This window comes from Vibrio sp. ES.051, from assembly GCF_002563795.1.
Classification (GTDB): Bacteria; Pseudomonadota; Gammaproteobacteria; order Enterobacterales; family Vibrionaceae; genus Vibrio.
This window is the reverse complement of the sequence record NZ_PDJL01000003.1, coordinates 494650-506727: the sequence shown is the minus strand read 5'-3', so window position 1 is coordinate 506727 and position 12078 is coordinate 494650. Positions and strand designations below refer to the sequence as shown.

At 40.7% G+C, this 12078-nt stretch carries 8 protein-coding genes and 1 pseudogene; 1 reads left to right on the top strand and 8 read right to left on the bottom strand.

Going from position 1 to position 12078, the window contains the following annotated elements; all coding sequences use genetic code 11:
- Window positions 1-293 precede the first annotated feature (293 nt).
- From ATG66_RS02995 to ATG66_RS02970, 6 genes are all read right to left on the bottom strand, one after another.
- On the bottom strand, window positions 294-1685 hold the full coding sequence (locus ATG66_RS02995) for a relaxase/mobilization nuclease domain-containing protein (protein ID WP_098413896.1): 1392 nt from the start codon (window positions 1683-1685) through the stop codon (window positions 294-296).
- Window positions 1675-2217, bottom strand: a complete 543-nt coding sequence (locus ATG66_RS02990) for a chromosome partitioning protein ParA (RefSeq protein WP_098413895.1) — start codon at window positions 2215-2217, stop codon at window positions 1675-1677. The genes ATG66_RS02995 and ATG66_RS02990 overlap by 11 nt, the downstream gene beginning before the upstream one ends.
- A gap of 943 nt (window positions 2218-3160) precedes the next feature.
- On the bottom strand, window positions 3161-4957 hold the full coding sequence (locus tag ATG66_RS02985; protein ID WP_098413894.1) for a recombinase family protein: 1797 nt from the start codon (window positions 4955-4957) through the stop codon (window positions 3161-3163).
- A gap of 177 nt (window positions 4958-5134) precedes the next feature.
- Complete coding sequence (locus tag ATG66_RS02980; RefSeq protein ID WP_098413893.1) at window positions 5135-6334, bottom strand: acetate/propionate family kinase; 1200 nt, start codon at window positions 6332-6334, stop codon at window positions 5135-5137.
- 518 nt (window positions 6335-6852) lie between these two features.
- Window positions 6853-8010 (bottom strand): amino acid permease, encoded by a 1158-nt coding sequence (locus ATG66_RS02975; protein ID WP_098414506.1) that lies wholly within the window; start codon window positions 8008-8010, stop codon window positions 6853-6855.
- A gap of 687 nt (window positions 8011-8697) precedes the next feature.
- Window positions 8698-9009, bottom strand: a complete 312-nt coding sequence (locus tag ATG66_RS02970; RefSeq protein ID WP_098414505.1) for a hypothetical protein — start codon at window positions 9007-9009, stop codon at window positions 8698-8700.
- A gap of 142 nt (window positions 9010-9151) precedes the next feature.
- Here ATG66_RS02970 and ATG66_RS02965 point away from each other — a divergent pair, with 142 nt between their 5' ends.
- On the top strand, window positions 9152-9487 hold the full coding sequence (locus tag ATG66_RS02965) for a helix-turn-helix transcriptional regulator (protein ID WP_098413892.1): 336 nt from the start codon (window positions 9152-9154) through the stop codon (window positions 9485-9487).
- 77 nt (window positions 9488-9564) lie between these two features.
- On the opposite strand, the pseudogene ATG66_RS02960 reads toward ATG66_RS02965, so the two are convergent.
- Window positions 9565-10061, bottom strand: a pseudogene (locus ATG66_RS02960) (PTS transporter subunit EIIC); the annotation flags it as partial.
- A gap of 10 nt (window positions 10062-10071) precedes the next feature.
- A complete protein-coding gene (locus tag ATG66_RS02955) occupies window positions 10072-11835 on the bottom strand; it encodes an SgrR family transcriptional regulator (RefSeq protein ID WP_098413891.1) in 1764 nt (587 codons plus the stop codon).
- Window positions 11836-12078 lie beyond the last annotated feature (243 nt).

Genomic DNA, 12078 nt, shown 5'->3' with positions numbered 1-12078 from the left:
AAATAATAATTAACAAAGAAATTATCATAAACAATTGAACGTTAAATACAATTAACTAGATTCAACAATAAAAATATTATTTCGGAGATGAAAATTTAAAAATAATTTACCAGCTATTACTTACAAATAACCGATTTGATTTTTAAAATTAATGACTAGATCATTATCTATAGATACTAATACGTCTATATTGAATGACCACGATAATTAATATCAAACGAACATCTACTTATAAAAATCCTCGAAAGGTAGATTTTCAATGACTCACGTATAAAATAATTAATTATGAATATTTACTGAATCAGGTCCATCGCATTATCTTTGTCCTTAACTTTGTATTCAAACAATTCTTCAGTACTAAAGATTTCAGCATCTTTTTGTGACTCAAAATCTCTAAGTTCCTTTAAAGAGATCACTTTTACATTGAAATCGTTGATGAATGTTTGCATAGTTAACTTGTGTTGAATCTCGTTGTGGCTCTCTCTAATAGACGAGAACAGCTCGATAAACAATTGTCGGAGAACATCAGAGAATGTGTCGCTAAGTTGTACTAAATTGATCTGCATAGCGATCGCACAAGACATTTTATTGCCACTTTGTATAAACTTTCTAGAGCGCAAGTGGAATCGATCGTTATGTAATATCGCTTGCAGTTTATTAAAGTAAATTTTGTTAGCATTAAACAGAACAAGTAACCAACCATTATCGTCTGACTGGCGTTTTACGTAACTTGTATGCGCTTCTCGTTTCTGCCTTTGCGATAGCAAAGCTAACTTATTCATTTCTTCTTGAAAACGCTCAAAATTGAGCGAATCAGCCGATAGAATTTCATTTTGAATTAGCTTTCCCAATGTAAACTTACGATTACTGCCAAGCTGAGATGCACTAAAACGATTGTCACTCAAATTAAAGACGAGACCAGATACCAGCCCGTCCTTTTCTCGTACTTCGACTGTGAGTTCTGGATGTTGTTTTTCTACGGCTGAGACAAATTGCGCTAGCGTTGAGCGTTGGTTAAGATGGTTAATCGCTCTCGTGACTAATCTAGCAACTTGCGCTTTTTTAATTTTCACTCTTGCATCATTGATGGTTGAGCCATCGTCATAGCCTTTATCCTTACTCGAAACTAACTGTCGCAGGCCAAACTCGATTTCAAGCTCTCTCATAACTTCTTGTGCACGATAATAGCTATAGCTGTCAGAGACTTTCTTTCGGGTTATCATATCTATTGTGCTAGTCACGATATGTACATGCTCTTCGTCGGTATCATTATGCTTGAAAGATATATAGCGACAATTTCCGTATCCGAGGTAACCCATAAGCTTACTGACTGTCTTTTGCCATTGAGTGTTACTCAAATGTTCGTTCGTATCTAAAGAAACTATCATGTGCTTGAACTGTTGCTTTACAGCGGGATTTAGAGCAATTGATTGCTGCATTTCCGTGATGGCCATTGATAAGTCTAATAACTCCCCTGCCGCAGTTCTGGCTTCATGCGGAATGTGGATGATGTTGTTGGCGTATATGAACTCTGTTAATGCAGCACGCTCTTTGCTCGCACCAGCGGAATAGTTGATAAGATTTTTAGCAAGACGTTCATCGTTACCTTTTATATAATCGACAAGTATATGGACAGTCTTCTTATTGTGCTTTTTGTGTTTTTGTTCGGGTTCTTCATATATCATAGTTTGTTCTCTTTTTTTCTTGTATCAACTTTTCTAATTTTTCAATCGAAATATGCTCCTTTGCTATTTCATACGCAGTATCTTCAGTAAAGCAATTTATTAACAAGAGCCTGGTTTCTTGAAATTCTTGTTTTAGTACTTCAAATGCTTGGAAAACTAGTTCTACCTCTTGCCTATCAAGCTGATTCCCATTTTCTAGGTGTGAAGCAATAGAGCCAATATCTTTAAAAATACCCGATGTTTTATGGAAAAAGTTTTTTGAAGCTTCAAGTACCACTGGTTTAACCACCATCGTCCTATTTAATATAGCTCTCATATAAGCAGATAAAGTGCTATACCCTGATTTCTTCTTATTATCTATTTGTGTTTGATATTCCATTTCTGTAAAGTTTATTTTCACTGATTTAGACAACTTGTCTTCATCAGATTTTCTTTGTTTAATTTTATTTTTCTTTGCAGACTGTAGTGCTTTCTCCATTTTCAAAAGTTCATTTTTATCTACAGAATGGAATATATCTATGTAATCACTCATGGCTTATGTTCCTTATTTTAATTATTGTATGTAAACTTTTTGAGCGAAGCGATTATGCTTTAATATAGCGCTAACCTCGAAGAGTGTTAGTGCAACCGAACGAATTGTGAGGGAATCGTCTGATGAGGATATTTGGGACAAATAGAACTCTCAGACATAGCTTGCTTAAAGTTGTATGTTTATCACATTAACAATATATTAAAAATATTCAATATAAATTTAAATCAAGTGTCTGTTTTTTAATTTTAATCATGAGTTTACATCTCTAAATTTAGAGCTAATCACATGACTTCTTAACTATTAATTTCCATAGCATGTGATAATACTTACCCTTTAAGTAAAAAGATAATACTAAATACTTATCGAATAATAATTTAAAACATATTTCATTAAATAATAACCACAATAGTTACCCCTTTGAAATTAATCCATTTATTACAATTGAATTAATCAATAATTAAAATAGCCTGAGTCGTCATAAAAGAACGTGAAGAAATACTTTTTGCGTTAAATAGAATTGGATAAGTGATATTATCAGAGAAGTAATTTGTGATACAAACTTAAAGTAACGCTATACTGAACAGGAGAAAAGTAAAATCGAACATATGCACGATTCCAGTTGTAACAATCAATTATTTCAGCTTCCCAATCGGTTTCCATAGCTCTCATTGAATAGAACAGAATTAACTATTAATAAATCATGTTTTACCCAATGACCAATCATTTATTGTCCTGAGCAGAAATCTAAGAAAGAGGTTTAGCAAAGTTTCTACTCTATTACCCCGAGCTTCGTAAGAAGATATATCACGGCACTGAATAAGCTACGAAAACATACTGCTCAAAGGCAAAATTGCCTACTCAATGATCTCGGGTATATAATTGTTTTTTCGCGTTTTTTCCAAACGAAACAAAGCACCGTTTTGCGGTGCTCTGTTGGTGGAAGTTACTCAAATAACCTTGCGTCATCTGCGATTGCTTGCCATTTTTCGGGGTTTTGTAATACAGCTTGTCTTACTGCAAAAAGATATTTTATCCTTTCTAGTGTGTCGCCCAAATCATCAGGTACGGGTACAGTATCAATAGCTGCTAGTTTACCTAAATTACCATGCACGCGTGACATGTTGATTAGCCGTATTGGGGCTGCTTCATTTACATCTTTCTGCGCGGTAAAAATATCACTAATAGCTTTGTTATTTTTGTCGTCATTAAAGAATACTGGCACTTCACCCACAGCTTCACTTTTAAACACTATACGCAGTGGTTTACCAAGCTTTGAATCCGATGCTATCACATACTTGACGAATGAGCGCACAAAGCCGTTGTAGCGCTCTCTGTCCTCGTTTCGCTCTAATTGTAGCTGCTCAAGCGTGTTTACATCATAGTCGCTTGTTTGCGTTGATAGCTTTTCAAATCGTGCTTTTGCTTTATCTTGCTCTGTATAGATAGCTTTTAGCTTGTTTACATAAGCGGATATAATACGAGGATCTGATTCTTCAAGCATTTGTGTCTTTATATCGTCAGCGCTTGCTTCTAGCTCTGCAACCTGCGCTTCTAGCGTGTTTAGCTCTTTCTGTAAGCTAGCAAAGCTATTGTTGTTAATCTTTGCGTAATCTAAACCAGCCAACGCTTTAATTAATCGCGGCTCAATTTCTTCATAGTTAAGTGCGCGTTGGTCGCAGCCTTGCTTGTCAATCTGCTTGCGACATCTTACTTTGATGCGCCCGCGATTAGGCTTAAAGTAAGACATGCAATAACCACAGGTTGGGCAATAAAGCATGCGGCTAAATAGATTTGAAAACGCGCCCGTTTGTCGCCCTCCAGATCTCTTAAAAGATGCTTTAAGCCTGATCCACTCTTCTTCTGTAATCAATGCTGGGTAATAGCCTTTTATTACATCACCAACAGGTTCTTTGCGCACCCCCTTTTCGCCGTGCACATGCTCGACTGGTTGAAAGTCGCCGACAAGCTGTATCATCTTTAGATACTTCTCAACAATCTTTGTGTACCAAGTATTGCTGCGGTTCCAGCAAGGATACCCTCGCTCATTAAGATAAACTGTAATGCGATGAGCACCCCAGCCTTGCAGCTTTAAATCTACCATCTTGCGCACTATTCGCGCACGCTCAGGTATCAACACAAAGTGCGTTTTATCTTTGCTTAATTCAATCCAGCTAGGACTCATTGATGTGCGTCTCTCACCGCCCTCTTTTTCTAATAGTCGCTTGTGTGTGAATCTGGCACGTATGCGTTTTGATTTCTGTTCACTCTCTAAGTGCGCTAAATGTATTGCTGTAGTGATAAGCAGGTCTTGACCTAAGTCACTACTTTTGTCGTGATAAATGATCAGGTTGAAACGACAAATGGCAACGTCAATGCCGTACTTTTTGAAACGTGCAAACAGAGCGCGGGCATCATCAACGGGCAAGCGACTTATACGGTCAATAGCTTCTACAATTAGCAACGTACCTTTTTCTACCTGTCCGTTTTCCGCTGCTTTTAGGAATGCGCCAAGCCCCGCGTTTTCATCTGTATTTAATCCAAAGTACGCACTTAATCCCCTGTCGTAGATGGGGCTATCTGCAAGTGTATACACTGGTAAACCATCACGGCTGTTTGAAATGTTTACATCTTCAATAAACTTGCTAGCTATTTCGATTTGTCGCCGTAGGCCATCTCCTTTTACTTGTGTGCCCTTTGAAACTCTAGAATAAATATGTGCAATGCGTGGTTTTTCGTCCATGCCATTCATCCTGTAATGCTATAACCCATAATTTTTCATTAGGATTGATTATCGCAAATTTATCAAATGTATCAATAAAAAGAGGGTTTTATATGGATAAAGACGTTAAAAGACTGAATTCATTAAACAAAAAAGCCACCAATATTTGGTGGCTTGTTGTTTAAATTAACCGCTATACTATTGATTTAAAAGCTCAACGGATTGCGATGCTATCACCCACTCTTCATTGGTAGGGATAACCATTACTTTCGCACCAAGTAACTCAGATGTTGCAATCACACCTGCGTTACCAAATCTTGCTGCTTCGTTACCTTTTTCGTCTTCAACAAAACCTAGTAACTTAAGGTTATTCAAGATTTCACGACGGATTGGCAGTGAGTTTTCACCAATACCACCCGTGAAGACAATACCATCGAGAGAATCTAGCGCAGCAAGGTAAGAAGTAATATATTTCGCGACACGGTAAGTAAAAATCTCAAACGCTAACTTCGCACGAGCATTACCCGCTTCCATCGCTTCTAGCACACCACGTGCGTCACTAGTTACCCCTGATACACCTAAGAAGCCAGACTTTTTGTTTAGCATCTCGAACAGCTCGTCTTTTTCCCAGCCTTTACGGAACAAGAATTCGATGACACTCGGGTCAAGGTCTCCACAACGCGTACCCATCATTAGGCCAGCGAGCGGAGTCAGCCCCATACTCGTGTCAACACATTCGCCATTTTTAACCACACTAACTGAAGCGCCATTTCCTAAATGAACGGTGATAAAGTTACCTTCTTCCACTGGTTTGTTGACCATTTTTGCGGCTTCACGGCTTACGTAATAATGGCTTGTACCGTGCGCACCGTAGCGACGGACTTTATGCTGTTCATATAACTCATAAGGCAGAGCGTACATGAAGGCTTTAGCTGGCATTGTCTGATGAAAAGCCGTATCAAAAACAGCAAATTGAGGCAATGAAGGAAACGCCTCCATCGCGGCGCGCATGCCTTCCGCGTTCGCTTTGTTATGTAGAGGCGCTAGTTCAGCTAAACGCTCTACCTCTTGAATAACATCTTCGTCGACTTTTACCGTGCCTTTGAATGTTTCACCACCAGCGACAATACGATGACCCACGGCGATAAACTTAGAACTGAGGCCTAGAGTATCTAATAACTTTACTACTCGCTTAACAGCGTACTGATGGTGATTGCCGCCAGCAGGAATAGCTTCGACGGTTTTTTCGCCCTGATACTTCCAACTGATTTCGGCTTCAGGCAGGCCAAAGCACTCACCAATTCCCGAAACGAGGTCCTCTCCAGTTTTTGAGTCAATAACAGCAAATTTAAGTGAAGAGCTACCAGAGTTGATCACCAGTACAAACGAATGAGACATGAAATAGTTATCCTGTTGTAGAGCAGAGGTTGTAATTGCGCTTCCGCGCTGCGTACTTCTTGTTTGCCTCCCTATTATTCAATATTTTTTTAATCTTTCAACAATCTTTTAGTTAAAGTGATTTAATTGAACAAATTTTGTTGATCTGTGGCAAATTTTGATTTTATTTGAGGAGTAAAAAATATCAGTTGTAAAAAATAATGTATGAATTAGTCAATTTGTACAGACCTCATTATGTATGAGCTAGTTAGTGTGTTGGACGGAAAACAACAAACCAATCAATAAAAAAGAGCGAATAACGTGTTCATTATAACATTTTTATTCGTAATCTTAGGGTTAATTGGCTCTGCTGAGAATGGAAAATGACATAATGTCTATCGAAACAACCGTGCCCGAAAGAACATGGCTAATGTTGTTCATGAACACAACGAAAAACGAAACCACATTCGTCAATACATAAAAAGCCGCTCACTGTTAAGTGAGCGGCTTTTTTTCTATTTTAAGAGGAGGTATTGAACCTATACCGCTTGCGCAAATAGTAAGAAGCAACCAAACAGGAAGATCATACTCATACCTATCACGCCACCACCCGCTTCATAAATATCATCATCACCTACCGGAACTCGACGAACTCTCATCGTCATCGATAGCGGGACGAATACCGCAAGAAACACGAGAATGATACCTGCATAGCTTAATATTGATAAAAAATGCTCAGGCGCGAACACCGCACCTAATAATGGCAAAACAAACGTCGTCACAAATACCACGGGCTTATTTGCTTTCAGCAAGTCAGCGTTTTGATCATACAACGCCATTGCCACCCCCAAAAACGAGGTTAATAAAGCCAAGCCAGTAAACATCGAAAGAATGAACTCCAAACCTTCGTACTGTTGGCCAAGCACGGAAATCAACTCGGTTACGTTAGGGTATTGAGCGAGTTCATGAGGAGGTAAATTACCCACGACCGCGAGTAGCCATAACAGATAACAAACCAGAGGAATGGTCGAGCCAACAATAATCATGTTACGCAACTGCGTCTTGCTCGCTTCTTTGTTATAAGTAACAAGAGACGGGATAACCACCATAAAGCCAAAACTGGTGAAAAGAACCGAGCTGGTTTTAATCAGTGCCATCTTATCGTTACTCACCACGTCATCCAGTCCTCCCAATGACACACTTGGTGCAAGGGCGAACAGAGTAAGAACAAGTGCAACGATCATCCCCATAAACAAGCCACGATTAAGCTTGTCTACAACACTCGTTCCGGATGAAACAATCATTCCGACTAAAAGAGTAAAGCCGACTTGACTTGAGATCATTGATGTTGGAAACCCGATAGACGCCGTCACTTTTTGTACTAAGTCACCCGCCCCAATAATGTACGCCATCAATAGGCAAACCAGCAGCGCATAAAGCAAGCAATTGGTCACTAGCTGACCACCTTTACCGAGCGTTTCACGGGCAATAGCATTCATACTTGCGCCACCACCGACTTTACAACTTGCTTCTAGGAGAAGCAGTGCGGCATAGGTTGTTCCGGCCCAGATAAACAACATAAGAAATGTGCCCCACAAGAGGCCAAATTGAGCTAGCACCATTGGTATAGCAAGCATACCAGCGCCAAGAGCAGTACCTGCAACGATCAGGGAACTGCCGACAAGTTTTAGGTTCACGGTTAATACCTCTAAATTCAATCCGTTTTTTTTCACCAACTACGCAACTTCCATGAAATAAGCAACCGTATTCCACAGCGCAGCCATCAAAAACACCTCCATATCGCTACAATTCAGGGGTCACAACCCCACGTAGCCAAAAAACATAAACAAAAGACGGTCGTTTCCATTGCACATGAATTTATAAAGGAGAGTTTTTGGGCGATGTTTTGATTGATGAGATACTGTATTTTGGGTTCGAAGCAAAATCAGCCATCCGATTCATCAATCGCCACTCATTATTGAGTGGATTTGGTTCAAAAGGATTGTAAGGTATAACTAGGACAGTTGAAAAGTAAAAGGTCAGTTTTGAAACCATATATTTTAACAAGCCCAATGGATTGCGAAACATATGATGAAACCAACCACTACTCAGTGTTTGATTGCTTAAAAAGACAATGAGTGTCCACAAGCACTCAGCTCTCGCGTGATGTACATAAAAATTTACACCTTATTAAGAGACATTAAAATCAAGAGACATAGCCTAGATCCGACAATATCGCTATTATTCGCAACGAACCGACAAACGGCGGTTCGCATGCCTCTAAGCACTGATTTACGGTTCGAAAATTTGGTAAATGAGTGTCCAAATGCTGGGTGTGGTTCCCCAGCATTTGTATTCGTCTTTTTCTCTCACTCTTCGTACGTTTAGCACTCTTTGTCTAAGGCCTTTATTACATGAGTCAAGGCCAACACGCCCATATTAGCCAAGCACTGCTCAGTAATGGTCATATTTTGATACACAATCTGCAATTCCCCCTCTCCTAGTGACTCTCGGTGTAGATACAGTTCCTTGTAATGCATTAAACGCTGTTGAGATTCTCGAGTTAGCGTCACGACATCTTTTCTTGTTGCCCGGTGTTTATCATCAATCTCATTAAGTAATTGGTCCAAAATGCGTTGCATTTTGCGAGCAGAGGCTTTGGTTGCCATTAATTTATATGCTTGATGCTTTTCCATTGGTTTAAGAACTGACTGAAATTGGGACATTTTTCTAGGATGCTATTCTTATACCTAATTGGGATCTGGGTAAATACAGGGTAGTTAAAGTGGTCCACTTCTTGCTTTGATCAGGTCAAAACTGTCCTTTTTGAGAACGCGTATGCAGGTAGACCCTATTATTCAAGCACTGATCGCCAGAAGAAAAGCAAACGGCCTTTCGCGTGACCAGATGGCAAACGTCGCCGGAATGAGTGTTAAAACCTATCAAAGAATTGAAAGAGGGGAATCCGATCTGAAACTTTCTCAGTATCGTTCGATACTACGGTCTCTTGATTTGACTGATCTCGACATCGCATTGGATATACGAGACGTTGAACATGTGACCGCTGCCGATGTAACGGCCATGGCACGCTTGCTGTCTCCCGAAGCTCAGTCCCTACTCGTACGCTTATTATCGCTGGTCATTGAACAGCGCAGCAAAACAAGCAACTCATAATCTTAGTGTCTTTTAGAACTTTTAAAGACTCCAAAAAACGCACAAATCCGCCACGAGTAGGCGGGCTTGTGCGTTTAATAAGAGAAGATAGAGTCTGGACTTGGCCCCGCGGCCAAACCTGCATCTAATAGATTAAAGGTTGCAATACCTGTTGCAGCACCCGCAATCATTGCCACGATCATGACAGGTTTCATCAACACATACGGGAAAATACAGCTCATGAATACCACCGAAGAAGTGAATGATGATGGCACTTGGTGCAGAACGTTTTGGCAGACCTTGACCAAATTTAGCGTAAGCCAGCAGCATACCTAAACCCGGGCCAAGGTTAGACGCCACCATAAAAAAGATCGATTTACCTGTTTCCGCTGCTTCTTGTAGGCCGAGTGGGTAGTAGATATCTTGGTCAATCGCGTTATTCAAGAACAGCACTTTTGCCGGTTCGTTAATGATCGCAAGTAAAGGAAGGAATCCGGTGGCACCAAGCTTCGATGCTTGATTTGACAAACAAATTCGCCGCCGTAACCGCCGGACCGACAATGTCGTAGGCAAACAGACACGAAAACCTGCCAATTGACGAGTTTTTAATCTGCCGACCAGACCGAACGTATATCTGGCCAGCCCCAGTTCGTGAGAGCGACATCCTCCAGTACACCTTGAAAGCGTAAAGTTTGAGTGTGATGAAACATCGGTGCGATCCAGTATTCACTGATCAAAGTCGATGCAATCGGCTCTAACGCATTTAAGTAACCTTCTAGTGGCGTCAAAGCTCGTACTTTTTCCAACTGGCCGTCTAGCCACTGAGCGTTTTGTTCGCCCAATGTATGGTACAAAACCGCATTACTGAAAAAGTTAGTAAATGCTGAAGGGTGACGGTTATCATCCAAATTTATATTCGTGACAACCAACGTTTCATCGAGCGTGCCATTCTTGGCTTTTTCGCTCAGGTCTCGGTAGGAATACATCACTATATCGACTTTGCACCCCACCCCTTTTAGTTGAGTAGCGATGGCACGTGCGCACCGACGTAAAGCGGTATAGTTATAGCCCGCAATAGTGATGTGTTTGGGTAGTTTTAATTTTAATGACTCACCAAACGGACGAAGTACAGGTTTCCAGGTTGGGAGCAAGTTATAAGCAGGTATACTGCCAAACACAATATTTTCCCTACGCATCACTTCAGCCAACAGCTCAGGCTGGATTAACTCACTGATGTAACGACGTTGCGCCGGCGATAACTTATGTTTAGCGTGATGGTTAAACAAGGCGAACAAACATCCGTCTTCAACACGACTGCGTTTACTCGCCGAACTCGCTGCCCTAGCTGGAGTCGATATATAGTGACTGCACATATCATCCACAGGTGCTGGCTGCGGTTGCCATGTGTTCGCCGCTAGTGATGGGTTTTCCATTTTCTCATCATTGACGATCCAGATGGTCACCAAGTCGGTTAACACTCGGCACGCGTAATATCCGTCAAAGGCTTGCAGTTTCAAGCGACTTTCATTGTGTTCGACAACAGAGAATGGACCACTACCAATCACCAGTTTGTTGTTTGCTACATTCACTTGGCTGACTGGCTGAATGCCATACTTAACACCGGAGATCAGCCCTGCAAAACCTAAATCAGGTCGATTAAGTTTGAAAACGACTTTCAGCGGATTAGGCGTCGTGATATTGACAACGTGAGCGAGTTCTTTTTTGTAATACTCAAGAGAACTCAGTTTAGCAAACAAGCCCACCACCGTTTCTGCGTCAATTGGGTTGCCATTATGAAAGGTCAATCTCGGACGAAGGTAAAATGTCCACTCGTATGTATGTTCGTCATAACGCCAATGATGTGCCAGCTCAGGTTGTATATGCCCGTTGTAATCACTACAAACCAAACAACAATAGATTTGCCGCAGCAAAAAACGCTCGCTGCTTCGCTGCAATTGATGTGGAACAATGCGCTCAAACATTCGCTTGTAGGTTAATTGAATATTAAGCTGACCTTCCTGAACGGAGGCACCAGAAGTCGTTTTCAACAAACGTCCAAATGCAACTTCGTCTTCCTCTAAGATGGAGAGTGCCTTTTCATACTTACCTAGTTGAATACGCTCAAGCGCCAGACTTTCCTTTAATGCGTGAATGTCAATATTAAGTATTAACGTTGAGCGTTGATTTCTACCTGCTTTAGGGTACCAATTCAACCACGCCTTGTGCTGCATTTGCGATAGCAAACTGCGCGCATGACGAGGAGACGTAAACAATAAATCCGCGATTTCTTGTAACGTGGTTTTCGTTTCGTCACCAACACCAAACGGGAGCAGGCGTTGATAATAGCGAAACAAGTTGAGATCAGACACCTGACGCTCCTTAACTTGGGGCCGTTATTTAAGTATCGACATACTACTTAACTTCACTGTAATAAAATAAGAAAAACTTCCAACTCACTTGTTCCCCTTTTTGCCTCTTATCCGCCAATTATGCAGTCCAACCTCAGCTTTTACCCTTTATCAGGAACAAAAAAAAGAAAACCACTCTCTTTTTCTGCTCCCCTTTTCTGCTCATAATCAATGGGTCAGTACAAAAAGAGGAAGTTGAATGGA

Coding starts and splice junctions, on each gene's coding strand:
- ATG66_RS02990 (WP_098413895.1), bottom strand. CDS start 2,217: ATGAGTGATTACATAGATATATTCCATTCTGTAGATAAAAATGAACTT.
- ATG66_RS02985 (WP_098413894.1), bottom strand. CDS start 4,957: ATGGACGAAAAACCACGCATTGCACATATTTATTCTAGAGTTTCAAAG.
- ATG66_RS02965 (WP_098413892.1), top strand. CDS start 9,152: ATGCAGGTAGACCCTATTATTCAAGCACTGATCGCCAGAAGAAAAGCA.
- ATG66_RS02980 (WP_098413893.1), bottom strand. CDS start 6,334: ATGTCTCATTCGTTTGTACTGGTGATCAACTCTGGTAGCTCTTCACTT.
- ATG66_RS02995 (WP_098413896.1), bottom strand. CDS start 1,685: ATGATATATGAAGAACCCGAACAAAAACACAAAAAGCACAATAAGAAG.
- ATG66_RS02970 (WP_098414505.1), bottom strand. CDS start 9,009: ATGGAAAAGCATCAAGCATATAAATTAATGGCAACCAAAGCCTCTGCT.